At 50.1% G+C, this 18,255-nt stretch carries 16 protein-coding genes; 11 read left to right on the top strand and 5 right to left on the bottom strand.

Annotated features, from left to right (window positions below; genetic code table 11):
• Window positions 1-19: 19 nt before the first annotated feature.
• The 3 genes from cyoA to C0K55_RS12220 all read right to left on the bottom strand — a co-directional run bounded on the left by cyoA (window position 20) and on the right by C0K55_RS12220 (window position 3,523).
• Window positions 20-967 (bottom strand): cytochrome o ubiquinol oxidase subunit II, encoded by a 948-nt coding sequence (gene cyoA / locus C0K55_RS12210; RefSeq protein ID WP_001515888.1) that lies wholly within the window; start codon window positions 965-967, stop codon window positions 20-22.
• A 458-nt stretch (window positions 968-1,425) separates the two neighbouring features.
• Window positions 1,426-2,901 (bottom strand): muropeptide MFS transporter AmpG, encoded by a 1,476-nt coding sequence (ampG, locus tag C0K55_RS12215; protein WP_016248419.1) that lies wholly within the window; start codon window positions 2,899-2,901, stop codon window positions 1,426-1,428.
• Between the two features lie 43 nt (window positions 2,902-2,944).
• Complete coding sequence (locus tag C0K55_RS12220; RefSeq protein ID WP_000473501.1) at window positions 2,945-3,523, bottom strand: lipoprotein; 579 nt, start codon at window positions 3,521-3,523, stop codon at window positions 2,945-2,947.
• A gap of 304 nt (window positions 3,524-3,827) precedes the next feature.
• Here C0K55_RS12220 and bolA point away from each other — a divergent pair, with 304 nt between their 5' ends.
• From bolA to fadM, 9 genes are all read left to right on the top strand, one after another.
• Window positions 3,828-4,145 (top strand): transcriptional regulator BolA, encoded by a 318-nt coding sequence (gene bolA, locus C0K55_RS12230; RefSeq protein ID WP_032240659.1) that lies wholly within the window; start codon window positions 3,828-3,830, stop codon window positions 4,143-4,145.
• Between the two features lie 343 nt (window positions 4,146-4,488).
• Window positions 4,489-5,787: a trigger factor gene (tig, locus tag C0K55_RS12240; RefSeq protein ID WP_001198397.1), complete on the top strand. Its 1,299-nt coding sequence runs from the start codon at window positions 4,489-4,491 to the stop codon at window positions 5,785-5,787.
• Between the two features lie 245 nt (window positions 5,788-6,032).
• Window positions 6,033-6,656: an ATP-dependent Clp endopeptidase proteolytic subunit ClpP gene (gene clpP / locus C0K55_RS12245; protein WP_000122253.1), complete on the top strand. Its 624-nt coding sequence runs from the start codon at window positions 6,033-6,035 to the stop codon at window positions 6,654-6,656.
• 125 nt (window positions 6,657-6,781) lie between these two features.
• A complete protein-coding gene (gene clpX / locus C0K55_RS12250; RefSeq protein ID WP_000130317.1) occupies window positions 6,782-8,056 on the top strand; it encodes an ATP-dependent protease ATP-binding subunit ClpX in 1,275 nt (424 codons plus the stop codon).
• Window positions 8,057-8,243: 187 nt separating this feature from the next.
• Entirely contained in the window at window positions 8,244-10,598 is a 2,355-nt protein-coding gene (gene lon / locus C0K55_RS12255; protein WP_001295325.1) for an endopeptidase La, read from the top strand.
• Window positions 10,599-10,788: 190 nt separating this feature from the next.
• The gene (hupB, locus tag C0K55_RS12260; protein WP_254892905.1) at window positions 10,789-11,079 is read left to right on the top strand and encodes a nucleoid-associated protein HU-beta; all 291 of its coding nucleotides are present in this window, start codon (window positions 10,789-10,791) and stop codon (window positions 11,077-11,079) included.
• A gap of 191 nt (window positions 11,080-11,270) precedes the next feature.
• Window positions 11,271-13,142 carry a peptidylprolyl isomerase gene (gene ppiD / locus C0K55_RS12265; protein WP_000969351.1) on the top strand — a complete coding sequence of 624 codons (1,872 nt, stop codon included), beginning with the start codon at window positions 11,271-11,273 and terminating at the stop codon, window positions 13,140-13,142.
• Window positions 13,143-13,292: 150 nt separating this feature from the next.
• Window positions 13,293-13,664 carry a helix-hairpin-helix domain-containing protein gene (locus tag C0K55_RS12270; RefSeq protein ID WP_000680305.1) on the top strand — a complete coding sequence of 124 codons (372 nt, stop codon included), beginning with the start codon at window positions 13,293-13,295 and terminating at the stop codon, window positions 13,662-13,664.
• Window positions 13,665-13,769: 105 nt separating this feature from the next.
• Window positions 13,770-14,168, top strand: coding sequence for a long-chain acyl-CoA thioesterase FadM (gene fadM, locus C0K55_RS12275; RefSeq protein WP_001194535.1), 399 nt, complete (start codon window positions 13,770-13,772; stop codon window positions 14,166-14,168).
• Between the two features lie 94 nt (window positions 14,169-14,262).
• Here the strand turns inward: fadM and queC are convergent, their stop codons facing one another.
• Both queC and C0K55_RS12285 read right to left on the bottom strand, forming a co-directional pair.
• Window positions 14,263-14,958 carry a 7-cyano-7-deazaguanine synthase QueC gene (gene queC / locus C0K55_RS12280; protein WP_105266418.1) on the bottom strand — a complete coding sequence of 232 codons (696 nt, stop codon included), beginning with the start codon at window positions 14,956-14,958 and terminating at the stop codon, window positions 14,263-14,265.
• Window positions 14,959-15,022: 64 nt separating this feature from the next.
• Window positions 15,023-16,723, bottom strand: coding sequence for an SgrR family transcriptional regulator (locus C0K55_RS12285; RefSeq protein WP_001238185.1), 1,701 nt, complete (start codon window positions 16,721-16,723; stop codon window positions 15,023-15,025).
• Between the two features lie 99 nt (window positions 16,724-16,822).
• Between C0K55_RS12285 and cof the strand changes: the two genes are divergently transcribed.
• On the top strand, window positions 16,823-17,641 hold the full coding sequence (cof, locus tag C0K55_RS12290) for an HMP-PP phosphatase (protein WP_001515892.1): 819 nt from the start codon (window positions 16,823-16,825) through the stop codon (window positions 17,639-17,641).
• 152 nt (window positions 17,642-17,793) lie between these two features.
• Window positions 17,794-18,252: a DNA-binding transcriptional regulator DecR gene (gene decR, locus C0K55_RS12295; RefSeq protein ID WP_000884589.1), complete on the top strand. Its 459-nt coding sequence runs from the start codon at window positions 17,794-17,796 to the stop codon at window positions 18,250-18,252.
• Window positions 18,253-18,255: the final 3 nt, after the last annotated feature.

Consider the following 18,255-nt stretch of genomic DNA (forward strand, 5'->3'; position numbering starts at 1 on the left):
TTATTCTTCCTCAACCCCTTTAATGGGCGGATTCCGCGTGGCTCATGTCCATGCCTTCCATACCTTCGTGTGCGCTGTGCTCACCTTCGGGCTGAGTCATGTCCATGCTCTTACCGTGAGCCATAAACTTGTTAATCACATCGGCAAACAAGTCGGGTTTCACGTTGGAGAAATATTCCACCTGGTTGTATTCGCTAGGCGCAGCCAGTTTTTCGAAGGTGGCCATGTCAGACATGGTTTTCGTCGACTGTTTTGCTTTTGCGACCCATTGGTCGAATGCGGCACGATCCGGTGTGGCGATAGCGTTGAACTTCATGCCGGAGAAGCCCTGACCGCTATAGCTGGCGGAAATACCGTCATAAGTACCGGGTTCGTTGGCGATCAGATGCAAGCGAGTCTGCATACCGGCCATGGCATAAATCTGGCTACCCAGACGCGGAATAAAGAAGGAGTTCATCACGGAGTTGGAGGTCACTTTGAAGTACACCGGAGTGTTCGCCGGGAAAGCGATTTCATTCACGGTAGCAATGCCCTGTTCCGGGTAGATGAAGAACCATTTCCAGTCCATGGAAACCACTTCGATGGTAATGGGCTTCTCGTCGTGTGCCAGCGGCTTGCTAGGCTCAAGAGCGTGAGTGGTTTTCCAGGTCAATACCGCAAGGAAGATGATGATTAAGATTGGCACCGTCCAGACCACAGCTTCCACTTTATTGGAGTGTGACCAGTTCGGGCTGTACTTAGCATCTTTATTGCTCGCACGGTACTTCCAGGCGAAACCAACAGCCATCAAGATTGCGGGAATAACGACAATCAACATCAGGCCAAATGCCGTCAGTATCAGCGAACGTTGCTCCAGACCAATCTGTCCTTTGGGATCTAACAGCGCAGAATTACAGCCACTGAGCAATACAGAGCCTGCAAATAATGACAACCATCCCAAACTTTTATTGTATTTCCTGAGTCTCATTTAACGACCTCAATTCCACGGGATCTGGTGGCGTTTAAAGTGTGTGGGCATTTTACGGGAAGGTTACATTACTGTAAACATGATTAAATTACTGTTACTTGAATTTGGCTCGCAGGTCACATATGTTGCAAAACATATCGGATTGATTTTAAGAAGCTGTTGCAAAAGGGCGTTATAACGAAAGGGGACTGAAGGAGGGGGTGGGGATGGCAATTGGTATAACCAATCTCAAAATAAAACAATTATTTAACAAATAATTATCATTAAGGTGACAAAGCGGGCGTGGGGAAATAAAGAGTCATTAGCTGAATCGTGTAAAAAATAAAATATATAGATGGGGTCAATAATTTCCGAAAGCTAAGCCGCACAAAAGAACAAATATTATTAAGCGCTGCTGATGTTTATTTAGCCGTAATAATTACGCCGGGTGATTACTACAGCTAAATAATATTCACTGATTACGTCAAATGCGTTTTTCGTAGTGCCAGATAGTCCAATAAACCACCAAGTATGACACCACCCAGAGCGACTAAAACGCCGATTTCCAGCAGTGCAGGCAGGAAAGAGAAGTGAGTCAAATCCAGCGCATTCATCGTTAACAGCAGTAACCACACGGCCAACAGACTGACGCCTGCTGCCAGTGTCCACATGGCAAAGGTATAACCAGATGGATACTCGGTACGTGGGATAAAGTTGTCGTTGACCCGCGTGTACTCCAGCGTCTGGCGGCAAACCAGCAGCAAAATAAGTCCAGGTACAGCGGCCGCAACAGAGAACAGATAGAATGTCGACCAGCCGTGAGCTTCAACAAACCAGCCCGCTACGGGGCCTACATAAACCCGTCCTACAGCAGAAAGCGCTGAGAGCAGGGCGAACTGAGTAGCGGAAAATGACTTATTACACAGGGTCATTAACAGCGCCACAAATGCCGATGTGCCCATCCCGCCACACAGGTTTTCGAAAAAGACTGCCGCGCCCATGCTGTAGAGATGCTTATCAGTCACAGAAAGCAGCCAGTAACCGGCGTTGGACGCACCTTGTAAAAGGCCGAAAATCAGCAGCGCACGGAACAGTGAAAGACGCTGCATCAAAATACCGCCGTACAATGCGCCGACGATGGTCGCCAGCAAGCCGAGCGTTTTGTTAACCACGCCCACTTCGCCGGCATCAAATCCGACACCGCGAATCAAAAAGGTGGTTGTCAGGCTCATGGCGAAAGCATCGCCCAGCTTATACAGCACAATTAAAAGCAGAATTAACCATGCGTTATTGCGACCAAAGAAATCACGTAGTGGCGCAACAACAGCTTGCTCCAGCGTTTTGGGTACAGGAATGGTGTCGGTTGGTTCTGGCGCAAGCAAAGTCGCAATGATGCACGGGATTAACAGAGCTGCCATTAGCCAGTACATACCTTGCCAGCCCAACCATTTATCCGCCAGCCATAAGGCTAAACCGCCGGAAACCAGCATCCCTAAACGGTAACCCAGCACGCTGATTGCCGCACCTGCGCCGCGTTCTTCCGCGGGAAGCACATCCGTTTTCCACGCATCAAAGACGATATCCTGGGAGGCCGAGCAAAAAGCGATAACGACTGCCAGTGCCGCCATCCAGCGAAGTTGCGTACCAGGTTCGAGAAAACCCATCGCCGCAATCGCCAGCAACAATAACGCTTGCGTGGCGAGCAGCCAGCCGCGCCGTCGCCCGAGAAACGGCGGAGTATAGCGGTCCATCAGCGGCGACCAGAGAAATTTAAATACGTAAGCCTGACCCACCAACGAGAAGAAACCAATGGTTTTAAGATCGATATTCTCGACTGTCATCCACGCCTGTAACGTGCCGGATGTCAGGGCGAGCGGCAGCCCGGAAGCAAAACCCAGAATCAACAAAATAGCTGAACGAGGCTGTTGGAAAATACGTAAATATTGACTGGACATGGGCGTCTACAGGCCCGACTTGCACCGGGCCAGAGGGCAGAAATTAACGTGCGTTCTGCTTAATGAATTCGTGGATGCTGGTGTCCTGAGACATGTCAGCGATGGTGTCGGTCAGCACGCTGTTAACCGCGTCAGCGATGTTTTTGTTAGAGGCCTGAAAAGCGCCCTCAACGTTGTAGCTGGCACGATAGTTTTTGGTCATTTTGTTGCCATTCTGCGCGGTGGCGATGATGGCGATATCCGCTTTGGTAGCAATGTTGTAGCGCACATTGCCTTGGGACACGTCGGCATACAACTGGCTAACGATGATTTGCAGATTAACCGGGCCATTCGGGCCAACCATATAACCGCGAGCGGTCATTTGTTTTTCCAGCACTTCTTGCAGCAGGAAACGCAGATCGCGGGACGCGGTCAGGGTAACAATTTGGTTGTCACGGGTGACTTTTGCTAACGCCTGATCGGTACGCTGATCGGCACCATTAATGCTAACGGTGACGCCCATCAGACTTGGATCTTGCTGTGGCAGTGTCATCGTCGGAGAAACTTCAATGGTTGTTGGCGGTTTCGCGCATCCTGCAAGCATAAACAGAGCAACTAACGGGAAGAGGATTTTTTTGAACATGTTCTGGCTCTCAGAGACTTTTAAGCGTGTTTGGTAAAGATTCCCGCCATCATAACATCGCCAACGACGAGGGGAAGTGGGTAAGACATGTAAATTCATTATGTTGACGAAATAATCGCCTTAGGTAAAAGAAACACCGATGTGAAGCCGGTGAATCAATCTTTAAATCAGTAAACTTCATACGCTTGACAGAAAAAACAGGATGAAAGCTAATTATTTGTTGTTAAGCTGTAATGGAAACGGTTAAAGCGGCTAGTATTTAAAGGGATGGGTGACATCTCAGCGTTGTCGGAGGAGATATTTCATGATGATACGTGAGCGGATAGAAGAAAAATTAAGGACTGTGTTCCAACCCGTATTCCTCGAAGTTGTGGATGAAAGCTATCGTCACAATGTCCCAGCCGGCTCTGAAAGCCATTTTAAAGTTGTGCTGGTCAGCGATCGTTTTATGGGTGAACGTTTTCTGAATCGTCATCGAATGATTTACAGTACTTTAGCGGAGGAACTCTCTACTACCGTTCATGCGCTGGCTCTGCATACTTATACCATTAAGGAGTGGGAAGGATTGCAGGATACCATCTTTGCTTCTCCTCCTTGTCGTGGAGCGGGAAGCATCGCCTAAAAACGCATTTGCAACAGTTAGCGTTTTTCCAGTATGTTGCTAAAGATTTTATGAAAAACGGCCTGCGGGCCGTTTTGTTTTGTCTGGATTTTGCGCTTTTTGCCCAGCATTCAGACGAAAATTGCCCGGGAATTGTGAAAAAATACGCGGCAGCGCGCAATAACCGTTCTCGACTCATAAAAGTGATGCCGCTATAATGCCGCGTCCTATTTGAATGCTTTCGGGATGATTCTGGTAACAGGGAATGTGATTGATTATAAGAACATCCCGGTTCCGCGAAGCCAACAACCTGTGCTTGCGGGGTAAGAGTTGACCGAGCACTGTGATTTTTTGAGGTAACAAGATGCAAGTTTCAGTTGAAACCACTCAAGGCCTTGGCCGCCGTGTAACGATTACTATCGCTGCTGACAGCATCGAGACCGCTGTTAAAAGCGAGCTGGTCAACGTTGCGAAAAAAGTACGTATTGACGGCTTCCGCAAAGGCAAAGTGCCAATGAATATCGTTGCTCAGCGTTATGGCGCGTCTGTACGCCAGGACGTTCTGGGTGACCTGATGAGCCGTAACTTCATTGACGCCATCATTAAAGAAAAAATCAATCCGGCTGGCGCACCGACCTACGTTCCGGGCGAATACAAGCCGGGTGAAGACTTCACCTACTCTGTAGAGTTTGAAGTTTATCCGGAAGTTGAACTGCAGGGTCTGGAAGCGATCGAAGTTGAAAAACCGATCGTGGAAGTGACCGACGCTGACGTTGACGGCATGCTGGATACTCTGCGTAAACAGCAGGCGACCTGGAAAGAAAAAGACGGCGCTGTTGAAGCTGAAGACCGCGTGACCATCGACTTCACCGGTTCTGTAGACGGCGAAGAGTTCGAAGGTGGAAAAGCGTCTGATTTCGTACTGGCGATGGGCCAGGGTCGTATGATCCCGGGCTTTGAAGACGGTATCAAAGGCCACAAAGCAGGCGAAGAGTTCACCATCGACGTGACCTTCCCGGAAGAATACCACGCAGAAAACCTGAAAGGTAAAGCAGCGAAATTCGCTATCAACCTGAAGAAAGTTGAAGAGCGTGAACTGCCGGAACTGACTGCTGAATTCATCAAACGTTTCGGCGTTGAAGATGGTTCCGTAGAAGGTCTGCGCGCTGAAGTGCGTAAAAACATGGAGCGCGAGCTGAAGAGCGCCATTCGTAACCGCGTTAAGTCTCAGGCGATCGAAGGTCTGGTAAAAGCTAACGACATCGACGTTCCGGCTGCGCTGATCGACAGCGAAATCGACGTTCTGCGTCGCCAGGCTGCACAGCGTTTCGGTGGCAACGAAAAACAAGCTCTGGAACTGCCGCGTGAACTGTTCGAAGAACAGGCTAAACGCCGCGTAGTTGTTGGCCTGCTGCTGGGCGAAGTTATTCGCGCTAACGAGCTGAAAGCTGACGAAGAGCGTGTTAAAGGCCTGATCGAAGAGATGGCTTCTGCGTACGAAGATCCGAAAGAAGTTATCGAGTTCTACAGCAAAAACAAAGAGCTGATGGACAACATGCGTAACGTGGCTCTGGAAGAACAGGCTGTTGAAGCCGTTCTGGCGAAAGCGAAAGTGACTGAAAAAGAAACCACTTTCAACGAGCTGATGAACCAGCAGGCGTAATTTGCGCAGCCTAACGCGCTAAATTCGCACAAAGGCCCGTCACCGCCAGGTGGTGGGCTTTTTTTTGTCATGAATTTTGCATGGAACCGTGCGAAAACCCTCTTTCGGTGTTAGCGTAACAACAAAAGATTGTTATGCTTGAAATAGGATGATGCCGTACCCATAACACAGGGACTAGCTGATAATCCGTCCATAAGGTTACAATCGGTACAGCAGGTTTTTTCAATTTTATCCAGGAGACGGAAATGTCATACAGCGGCGAACGAGATAACTTTGCACCCCATATGGCGCTGGTGCCGATGGTCATTGAACAGACCTCACGCGGTGAGCGCTCTTTTGATATCTATTCTCGTCTACTTAAGGAACGCGTTATTTTTCTGACTGGCCAGGTTGAAGACCATATGGCTAACCTGATTGTGGCGCAGATGCTGTTCCTGGAAGCAGAAAACCCGGAAAAAGATATCTATCTGTACATTAACTCCCCAGGTGGGGTGATCACTGCCGGGATGTCTATCTATGACACCATGCAGTTTATCAAGCCTGATGTCAGCACCATTTGTATGGGCCAGGCGGCCTCAATGGGGGCATTCCTGCTGACCGCAGGGGCAAAAGGTAAACGTTTCTGCCTGCCGAATTCGCGCGTGATGATTCACCAGCCGTTGGGCGGCTATCAGGGCCAGGCGACTGATATCGAAATTCATGCCCGTGAAATTCTGAAAGTTAAAGGGCGGATGAATGAACTTATGGCGCTTCATACGGGTCAATCATTAGAACAGATTGAACGTGACACTGAGCGCGATCGCTTCCTTTCCGCGCCTGAAGCGGTGGAATACGGTCTGGTCGATTCGATTCTGACCCATCGTAATTGATGCCAGAGGCGCAACTGTGCCGCTATACTTATTCAGGTTGGCACAACGCTGTAAGCGGCTTGCGCCTGAGAATGGCATTTGCGTCGTCGTGTGCGGCACAAAGAACAAAGAAGAGGTTTTGACCCATGACAGATAAACGCAAAGATGGCTCAGGCAAGTTGCTGTATTGCTCTTTTTGCGGCAAAAGCCAGCATGAAGTGCGTAAGCTGATTGCCGGTCCATCCGTGTATATCTGCGACGAATGTGTTGATTTATGTAACGACATCATTCGCGAAGAGATTAAAGAAGTAGCACCGCATCGTGAACGCAGTTCGCTACCGACGCCGCATGAAATTCGCAACCACCTGGACGATTACGTCATCGGTCAGGAACAGGCGAAAAAAGTGCTGGCGGTCGCGGTGTACAACCACTACAAACGTCTGCGCAACGGCGATACCAGCAATGGCGTCGAGTTGGGCAAAAGTAACATTCTGCTGATTGGTCCGACTGGCTCTGGTAAAACGTTGCTGGCGGAAACGTTGGCGCGTCTGCTGGACGTTCCGTTCACTATGGCTGATGCCACCACCCTGACCGAAGCGGGTTATGTGGGTGAAGATGTTGAAAACATCATTCAGAAGCTGTTGCAGAAGTGCGACTACGACGTACAGAAAGCGCAGCGCGGGATTGTCTACATCGATGAAATCGACAAGATTTCGCGTAAGTCTGACAACCCGTCCATTACCCGTGACGTTTCCGGTGAAGGCGTACAGCAGGCACTGTTGAAACTGATCGAAGGTACGGTTGCCGCCGTTCCACCGCAGGGCGGACGTAAGCATCCGCAGCAGGAATTCTTGCAGGTTGATACCTCCAAGATCCTGTTTATCTGTGGCGGTGCATTTGCCGGTCTGGATAAAGTGATTTCCCATCGTGTCGAAACTGGCTCCGGCATTGGTTTTGGTGCGACGGTAAAAGCGAAATCTGACAAAGCAAGCGAAGGTGAGTTGCTGGCGCAGGTTGAACCGGAAGATTTGATCAAATTTGGTCTGATCCCTGAGTTCATCGGTCGTCTGCCAGTTGTGGCAACGCTGAATGAACTGAGCGAAGAAGCTTTGATTCAGATCCTCAAAGAGCCGAAAAACGCCCTGACCAAGCAGTATCAGGCGTTGTTTAACCTTGAGGGCGTGGATCTGGAATTCCGTGACGAAGCGCTGGATGCTATCGCCAAGAAAGCGATGGCGCGTAAAACCGGTGCCCGTGGTCTGCGTTCCATCGTAGAAGCTGCGCTGCTTGATACCATGTATGATCTGCCTTCTATGGAAGATGTGGAAAAAGTGGTTATTGACGAGTCGGTTATTGAAGGGCAAAGCAAGCCACTGCTGATTTATGGCAAGCCGGAAGCGCAACAGGCGTCTGGTGAATAATTAACCATTCCCATACAATTAGTTAACCAAAAAGGGGGGATTTTATCTCCCCTTTCATTTTTCCTCTATTCCCGACGTTGAATGTGGGAGAAACATCCCCATATACTGACGTACATGTTAATAGATGGCGTGAAGCACAGTCATGTCATCTGATTACCTGGCGGACATTAAACTAAGAGAGAGCTCTATGAATCCTGAGCGTTCTGAACGCATTGAAATCCCCGTATTGCCGCTGCGCGATGTGGTGGTTTATCCGCACATGGTCATCCCCTTATTTGTCGGACGGGAAAAATCTATCCGTTGTCTGGAAGCGGCGATGGACCATGATAAAAAAATTATGCTGGTCGCGCAGAAAGAAGCTTCAACGGATGAGCCGGGTGTAAACGATCTTTTCACCGTCGGGACCGTGGCCTCTATATTGCAGATGCTGAAACTGCCTGACGGCACCGTCAAAGTGCTGGTCGAGGGGTTACAGCGCGCGCGTATTTCTGCGCTCTCTGACAATGGCGAACACTTTTCTGCGAAGGCGGAGTATCTGGAGTCCCCGACTATTGATGAGCGCGAACAGGAAGTGCTGGTGCGTACCGCAATCAGCCAGTTCGAAGGCTACATCAAGCTGAATAAGAAAATCCCACCAGAAGTGCTGACGTCGCTGAACAGCATCGACGATCCGGCGCGTCTGGCGGACACCATTGCCGCACATATGCCGCTAAAACTGGCTGACAAACAGTCCGTTCTTGAGATGTCCGACGTTAACGAACGTCTGGAATATCTGATGGCTATGATGGAGTCGGAAATCGATCTGCTGCAGGTTGAGAAACGTATTCGCAACCGTGTCAAAAAGCAGATGGAGAAATCCCAGCGTGAGTACTATCTGAACGAGCAAATGAAAGCTATTCAGAAAGAACTCGGTGAAATGGACGACGCGCCAGACGAAAATGAAGCGTTGAAGCGCAAAATCGACGCGGCGAAAATGCCAAAAGAGGCAAAAGAGAAAGCGGAAGCAGAATTGCAGAAGCTGAAAATGATGTCTCCAATGTCGGCAGAAGCGACCGTGGTGCGAGGTTATATCGACTGGATGGTGCAGGTGCCGTGGAATGCACGTAGCAAGGTCAAAAAAGACCTGCGTCAGGCGCAAGAAATCCTCGATACCGACCATTATGGTCTGGAACGTGTGAAAGATCGCATCCTTGAGTATCTCGCGGTTCAAAGCCGCGTAAATAAAATCAAGGGGCCGATCCTCTGCCTGGTTGGACCGCCGGGGGTAGGTAAAACTTCTCTGGGGCAGTCCATCGCTAAAGCTACCGGACGTAAATATGTCCGTATGGCGCTGGGCGGTGTGCGTGACGAAGCGGAAATCCGTGGTCACCGCCGTACTTACATCGGTTCTATGCCGGGTAAATTGATCCAGAAAATGGCGAAAGTGGGCGTGAAAAACCCGCTGTTCCTGCTCGATGAGATCGACAAAATGTCTTCTGACATGCGTGGCGATCCAGCTTCCGCACTGCTTGAAGTGCTGGATCCAGAGCAGAACGTGGCGTTCAGCGACCACTATCTGGAAGTGGATTACGACCTTAGCGACGTGATGTTTGTTGCGACGTCGAACTCCATGAATATTCCGGCGCCACTGCTGGATCGTATGGAAGTTATTCGTCTCTCTGGTTATACCGAAGATGAAAAACTGAACATCGCCAAACGTCACCTGCTGCCGAAGCAGATTGAACGTAATGCACTGAAAAAAGGTGAGCTGACCGTCGACGATAGCGCCATTATTGGCATTATTCGTTACTACACCCGTGAGGCGGGCGTGCGTGGTCTGGAGCGTGAAATCTCCAAACTATGCCGTAAAGCGGTTAAGCAGTTGTTGCTCGATAAGTCATTAAAACATATCGAAATTAACGGCGATAACCTGCATGACTACCTCGGTGTTCAGCGTTTCGACTATGGTCGCGCGGATAACGAAAACCGCGTTGGTCAGGTAACTGGTCTGGCGTGGACGGAAGTCGGCGGCGACTTGCTGACCATCGAGACAGCGTGTGTTCCAGGCAAAGGTAAACTCACTTACACTGGTTCGCTGGGCGAAGTGATGCAAGAGTCCATTCAGGCGGCGTTAACTGTGGTTCGCGCGCGTGCGGAAAAACTGGGGATCAATCCAGATTTTTACGAAAAACGCGACATCCACGTGCACGTACCGGAAGGTGCGACGCCGAAAGATGGTCCGAGCGCCGGTATTGCCATGTGCACCGCACTGGTTTCTTGCCTGACCGGTAACCCGGTTCGCGCCGATGTGGCGATGACTGGTGAGATTACTCTGCGTGGTCAGGTGTTGCCAATCGGCGGTTTGAAAGAAAAACTGCTGGCAGCGCACCGCGGCGGGATTAAAACAGTGTTAATTCCGTTTGAGAACAAACGCGACCTGGAAGAGATTCCGGACAACGTGATTGCCGATCTGGACATTCATCCTGTGAAGCGCATTGAGGAAGTTCTGACTCTGGCGCTGCAAAATGAACCGTCTGGAATGCAGGTTGTAACTGCAAAATAGTGACTTCGCGCAAATTGCACTAATAAAAAAAGGGCTGGTGGGTCAATTCGGGCTTGCCAGCCTTTTTTTGTCTCGTTAAGTTAGAGGGCGGATTAGGCTTGCCCTTATTAAGGGGTGTTGTAAGGGGATGGCTGGCCTGATATAACTGCTGCGCGTTCGCACCTTGAAGGATTCAAGTGCGGGATAAATTATAAAGAGGAAGAGAAGAGTGAATAAATCTCAATTGATTGACAAGATTGCTGCAGGGGCTGATATCTCTAAAGCTGCGGCTGGCCGTGCGTTAGATGCTATTATTGCTTCCGTAACTGAATCCCTGAAAGAAGGGGATGATGTAGCACTGGTTGGTTTTGGTACTTTTGCCGTTAAAGAGCGTGCTGCCCGTACTGGTCGCAACCCGCAGACCGGTAAAGAGATCACCATCGCTGCAGCTAAAGTACCGAGCTTCCGTGCAGGTAAAGCGCTGAAAGACGCGGTAAACTAAGTATTGTCCCCATTGGGGATGTGACGAAGTTCAAGGGCGCATCTACTGATGTGCCTTTTTTATTTGTATTCCGTGACTTTCTGCAAGTTGTGGGCTGACAATTGCCCCCGTTTCTTGTCACAATAGGCCTTTGCACGCAGCGATATGTTGCGTGAGGTATACAGTCACCTACAGCGGAGTGTTGTTACACCATGATGGACAGCTTACGCACGGCTGCAAACAGTCTCGTGCTCAAGATTATTTTCGGTATCATTATCGTGTCGTTCATATTGACCGGCGTGAGTGGTTACCTGATTGGCGGAGGCAATAACTACGCCGCAAAAGTGAATGACCTGGAAATCAGCCGCGGGCAGTTTGAGAACGCTTTCAACAGCGAGCGTAATCGGATGCAGCAACAGCTTGGCGATCAATACTCTGAGCTGGCTGCGAACGAAGGCTACATGAAAACCCTGCGTCAACAGGTGCTGAATCGTCTGATCGACGAGGCGCTGCTGGATCAGTACGCCCGCGAACTAAAACTGGGTGTCAGCGATGAGCAGGTTAAACAGGCTATTTTCGCAACCCCAGCCTTTCAGGTTGACGGCAAGTTTGATAACAGCCGCTATAACGGTATCCTCAACCAGATGGGGATGAGTGCCGATCAGTACGCACAGGCGCTGCGTAACCAGCTTATGACCCAACAACTGATTAACGGCGTTGCGGGCACTGACTTTATGCTAAAAGGTGAAACCGACGAGCTGGCAGCGCTGGTTGCTCAACAACGTGTAGTGCGTGAAGCGACTATCGACGTTAACGCTCTGGCGGCTAAGCAGGCAGTGACCGAACAGGAAATCGCCAGCTACTACGAGCAAAACAAAAACAGCTTCATGACTCCGGAACAATTCCGCGTGAGCTACATCAAACTGGATGCCGCAACGATGCAGCAACCGGTTAGTGATGCGGATATCCAGAGTTACTACGATCAGCATCAGGATCAATTCACCCAGCCGCAGCGTACCCGTTACAGCATCATCCAGACCAAAACTGAAGATGAAGCGAAAGCGGTACTTGATGAGCTGAACAAAGGTGGTGATTTTGCTGCGTTAGCAAAAGAAAAATCTGCCGATATTATCTCTGCCCGTAACGGCGGCGATATGGGTTGGTTAGAAGATGCCACTATCCCGGATGAACTGAAAAATGCTGGTCTGAAAGAAAAAGGCCAACTGTCCGGCGTCATCAAATCTTCTGTGGGTTTCTTGATCGTGCGTCTGGACGATATTCAGCCTGCGAAAGTGAAGTCGTTAGACGAAGTCCGTGACGACATCACGGCGAAAGTGAAACACGAAAAAGCCCTGGATGCGTACTACGCGCTGCAGCAGAAAGTGAGCGATGCGGCAAGCAACGACACCGAATCTCTGGCCGGTGCAGAGCAGGCCGCGGGTGTTAAAGCCACCCAGACTGGCTGGTTTAGTAAAGATAAACTGCCGGAAGAGTTAAACTTTAAGCCGGTTGCGGACGCTATCTTCAACGGCGGTCTGGTTGGTGAAAACGGTGCGCCGGGCATCAACTCTGACATCATCACCGTAGACGGCGATCGCGCATTCGTGCTGCGCATCAGCGAGCATAAACCAGAAGCGGTTAAACCATTGGCAGATGTTCAGGAACAGGTTAAAGCGCTGGTTCAGCACAACAAAGCTGAACAGCAGGCGAAAATCGATGCTGAAAAACTGCTGGTTGATCTGAAAGCGGGCAAGGGTGCGGAAGCTATGCAAGCTGCCGGTTTGAAATTTGGCGAGCCGAAAACCTTAAGTCGTTCCGGCCGTGACCCAATTAGCCAGGCCGCGTTTGCACTGCCTCTGCCAGCGAAAGACAAACCGAGCTATGGTATGGCGACCGATATGCAAGGTAATGTGGTTCTTCTGGCGCTGGACGAAGTGAAACAAGGCTCAATGCCGGAAGATCAGAAAAAAGCGATGGTGCAGGGTATCACCCAGAACAACGCACAAATCGTCTTTGAAGCGCTGATGAGTAACCTGCGTAAAGAGGCGAAAATCAAAATTGGCGACGCGCTGGAACAGCAATAATCCTGAAGCCGCTTCGCAAAAAAATGCTTTGTAGCTGTAACAAGAAAAGGTCGCTTTCGCGGCCTTTTCCATTTCTGAATATTGCCATTTGTTTACTGTTTTCACTGCCGTTAAGGTGATTCCACTGTTAACAAACAAGGAGAAAACAGTATGAAACACGGAATCAAAGCACTTCTCATTACTCTGTCTCTGGCTTGTGCCGGAATGTCTCATAGCGCGCTGGCGGCTGCCCCTACGGCGAAACCGGCAGCGGTAGAAACCAAAGCGGAGGCACCCGCAGCACAAAGCAAAGCGGCAATACCGGCGAAAGCCAGTGACGAAGAAGGCACCAGAGTCAGTATTAACAATGCCAGTGCGGAAGAGTTAGCCCGCGTTATGAATGGTGTTGGCCTGAAGAAAGCGCAGGCGATTGTCAGTTATCGGGAAGAGTACGGTCCGTTTAAAACGGTGGAAGATTTAAAACAGGTGCCGGGGATGGGCAATTCGCTGGTGGAACGTAACCTTGCGGTATTAAGTCTGTAATTAATTTGCATAGTGGCAATTTTTTGCCAGACTGAAGAGGTCATACCAGTTATGACCTCTGTGCTTATAACTGTTCTTATAACAACAACGTAAGGCTATTGCGCTATGCAAACACAAATCAAAGTTCGTGGATACCATCTCGATGTTTACCAGCACGTTAACAACGCCCGCTACCTTGAGTTTCTCGAAGAAGCCCGCTGGGATGGACTGGAAAATAGCGACAGCTTTCAATGGATGACCGCCCATAACATCGCTTTTGTGGTAGTCAATATCAATATTAACTATCGTCGCCCGGCGGTGTTGAGCGACCTGCTGACCATTACCAGTCAGTTGCAGCAATTAAACGGTAAAAGCGGCATTTTAAGTCAAGTAATCACCCTTGAGCCGGAAGGACAGGTGGTGGCGGATGCGCTCATCACCTTTGTTTGTATTGATCTCAAAACGCAGAAAGCATTAGCCCTGGAAGGGGAACTGCGCGAAAAGCTGGAGCAGATGGTTCAGTAAACGTTTTGTTGTGCCGGATGCGACGCGGGGTGCGTCTTATCCGGCCTCCAGGCGTGATACAATCGTAGATCGGATCAGGCGACACCCCGAATAATTACTTCAATCCGGTCTTCTGTTTCATCGCCGTCATCACCGCCGATTTATCGGCCAGATAATGATTCAACCCGTTGGCACGCAGATTACACGCAGCACAATGACCGCAACCGTCGCCTTTAATGCCGTTATAGCAGGTCAACGTTTCGTTACGGACTAAATCCAGCTTGCCGTAATAATCCGCCAGCGCCCAGGTTTCCGCTTTATCAATCCACATCAACGGTGTTTCAAAGCGAATATCTTTCGCCATGCCCAGACTGACGGCATGGTTCAGTGCTTTCACAAACTCATCGCGGCAATCCGGGTAACCGGAGAAATCCGTTTCGCAGACGCCGGTAATTACTGCTTCTGCTTTTACCTGATACGCATATATTGCCGCCAGCGTCAGGAACAAAATATTACGCCCTGGGACAAACGTATTCGGGATACCATCGGCTTCAGGTTCATAATCTGGCACTGGAATGCTGTCACGCGTCAGGCTGCTAACCGCCAGATCGTTGAGCAGCGTCACATCCAGCACCTTATGCGCGCGTGCCCCTAGTTTTAGCGCCAGTTCGCGGGCCACGTCGATCTCTGCGCGATGGCGCTGGCCGTAATCAAATGTCACGCAATGGACTTCATCATATTGCTGCAATGCCTGTACCAGACAGGTGGTGGAATCCTGGCCTCCACTGAACACAACGACAGCACGTTTCATAAATCATCCTGCTAAATCGGTAAAAACCTTATGGTAACGCCTGTGGTTAACCCCGACCAGTGCTTCATTGCGACGGTGCGGGAAGCCAGGCTTCGGTAAATTCAAACCAGCCGCGCGGCGTCAGACGGACACCGTTAACACCGGGCGGCGCGCTAATGCGATAGTGATAGTTAAACAGTGGTGTCAGCGTGGCGTTATCCATTAATTGTGTGAAGACCGCTTTCAGGGCGTTATGTCGGTTTTCCTCATCAGGCATCAATTGCACGGCATCCAGTGTTGAGTGCAGATGTGCATATGTGCTGGCAGTGAAAACATGTGGCCAGAGCGGATCGCAACGCAGCCATTGCTCAAGGGTATATTCCGGTGCTTCGCCAATTAGTCTATCGCCCATCATCAAATCTGCCTGAGCCAGTGGGGTTGTGTCATCCCAGTTTTTCGCATGATGAAAAATAATCTTTAATTCGCAACCTTCTGCTGCCAGCGTCGTCCGTAGCTGTTCTGCCATAGCATGAAGTTCCACTGGCAGGTGATAAGCCAGCGTCAATGTTTCCGGTAGTTTGACCTCATCTGGCACTTCCCATTGCGGAATAGTCCAGCCAGGCAGCAATGCATTACTGGCGGTGATCAGGTTTTCTCCGACTTCTAACGTTTGCAGTAAACCAGATTGATGAATAATGGTGATCACTTTTCGCGCCTGCCAGAGGGTTAGTCGGGAGCTTTTGCGCAACGTTAAATAGCAAAAACCTAAACTGATGCCGCTACTGACCTGGCTGACCAGAGGCAGATCCTCGGGTTTACCGATAGTGATTTGCACTGGATGCTGGCAACTGGTTCCCAAATCTTTTTCAAAAAGCGGTGGAGTTATCCAGTATTCAACCGCTTTTAGCAGTGGATGACGTAAATGGTAATAATCGTGACTTTCCAGACGCACCAGTTCCGCTGTGAATTGTGTTAAGCGAAAAGGACCGGTTCCCACCTGCGGGAATTGTGGATGCGCGAGATGACTGCAATAGCTTGCCAGCCGGTGGGCAAGCCAGTAATCGGGGCGATGTAAAAAGAAGGTCAGGCACTGCGGATGGGGGACTTCAATACGCTTCACGCTAATAAATAATTTACCCAATGCAGGTAGCTGGAGCAGCATCAACAACCGCTGATGCAGTTGCGTTGCTTTTACAGCATCGCCGTTATGCCAGTGCAGCGTTGAACGAAGATAAAAATCCCAGCGTAGCCCGTCAGTAGACGTTTCCCAGTGGTGCGCTAAATCGCCAATTGGGCGTTGCGTATTATTGTCGAAGCGGGTCAGGCCGGAAAAAACTTGCCCGGCGAGATGCTGCTCGGCACGGCCGGGCAAAAAGCCCGGTTGTAGCGGTTCGAGTGGGCGATAATAGGGGATACGCAACGTCGGTGTATCGTTATGCCATTGCCCGCCCATAAACGGTTGTAACAGGGTACGCAGCTCGCCAGGAGCCAGTTGCGCCAGCTCCAGCACATCCTGCTGTTTCCCGGTTTCCAGCGCCTGTTCCATCATCGTATTGCGCAGGAATTGCGGCGTCACCAGAAAGCGTAGTTGCCCGCGCTTTCCGCGTCCTGATTGCGCCTGCCACTCCAACCATCCAGCCTCCTGTGCCTGACGTAACAGTGTGCGCACATGCCGTTCGCTGCAAAAACAGCGTTCGGCCAGTTCGCTGACGGTCACGGACTGCGTCTCTCCCGCGGAAGGTTGCCACAGACGTTGATACTGGTTAAGACGGTTAAGCAGTCGCATATAAACCCGGAACAATATTATTTAACTATTCACTATTACTTCCGTATATATCAGGTGATACTCAATCACCATTAACCCTGTCACAGAGTGGAGAAAGAAATGGCTCGTCTGGCAGCATTTGATATGGACGGCACTTTATTGATGCCTGACCACCACTTAGGTGAGAAAACCCTCTCTACTCTGGCGCGCCTGCGTGAACGCGATATCACCCTTACTTTTGCTACGGGTCGCCATGCGTTGGAGATGCAGCACATTCTCGGGGCGCTATCGCTGGATGCGTATTTGATTACCGGCAACGGTACGCGCGTGCATTCTCTGGAAGGTGAATTGTTACATCGTGATGATTTACCTGCAGATGTGGCGGAACGGGTGCTCTATCAGAAGTGGGATACCCAGGCCAGCATGCATATCTTCAATGATGATGGCTGGTTTACCGAACGCGAAATTCCGGCGTTGTTGCAGGCATTTGTCTATAGCAAGTTTCGTTATCAGATTATCAATGTCAAAAAAATGCCTCTCGACCGCGTCACCAAGGTCTGTTTCTGTGGCGATCATGACGATCTTACGCGCTTGCAGATCCAACTACAGGAAGCATTAGGCGAGCGGGCACATTTGTGTTTTTCCGCGATTAATTGCCTGGAAGTACTGCCGGTGGGGTGCAATAAAGGCGCAGCGCTGGTGGTGCTGACCCAATATTTAGGTTTTTCGCTGCGCGACTGCATGGCCTTTGGCGATGCGATGAACGATCGTGAAATGTTAGGCAGCGTCGGCAGCGGCTTTATTATGGGCAATGCGATGCCGCAACTTCGCGCGGAACTCCCCCATTTACCGGTGATTGGACACTGCCGAAATCAGGCTGTCTCTCACTATTTGACGCACTGGCTGGACAATCCACATCTACCTTATTCCCCCGAATAACGAGATCCCTTCCAGCGCCGGGCAATAGCCCGGTTTTTTTTGCTTTGAATTTGTCATTTTGTGCAGTGGCGTTTAAACCGCACAGAATAAATTGTCGGTATTTGACCTTTAAAATAGAATGAAAAGAGAAAATAATTCTCTGTGGGTGGGCTATGTTAGATAAAATTGATCGTAAGCTGCTGGCCTTGCTACAGCAGGATTGTACCCTCTCTTTGCAGGCTCTGGCAGAAGCCGTTAATCTGACAACCACGCCTTGCTGGAAGCGTCTGAAACGGCTGGAGGATGACGGTATCCTTATCGGCAAAGTTGCCTTACTGGACCCGGAAAAAATTGGCCTCGGGCTGACCGCTTTTGTACTGATTAAAACGCAACATCACAGCAGCGAATGGTATTGCCGCTTTGTCACGGTGGTAACGGAAATGCCAGAAGTGCTGGGGTTCTGGCGCATGGCCGGTGAATACGATTATCTGATGCGTGTCCAGGTTGCCGACATGAAACGCTACGACGAGTTTTATAAGCGTCTGGTAAACAGCGTGCCAGGGCTGTCGGACGTTACTTCCAGTTTCGCGATGGAACAGATTAAATACACCACTTCTTTACCCATCGAATAAATA

Origin of the sequence: Escherichia sp. MOD1-EC6098, from assembly GCF_002965865.1 — a bacterium.
Lineage (GTDB): Bacteria > Pseudomonadota > Gammaproteobacteria > Enterobacterales > Enterobacteriaceae > Escherichia > Escherichia marmotae.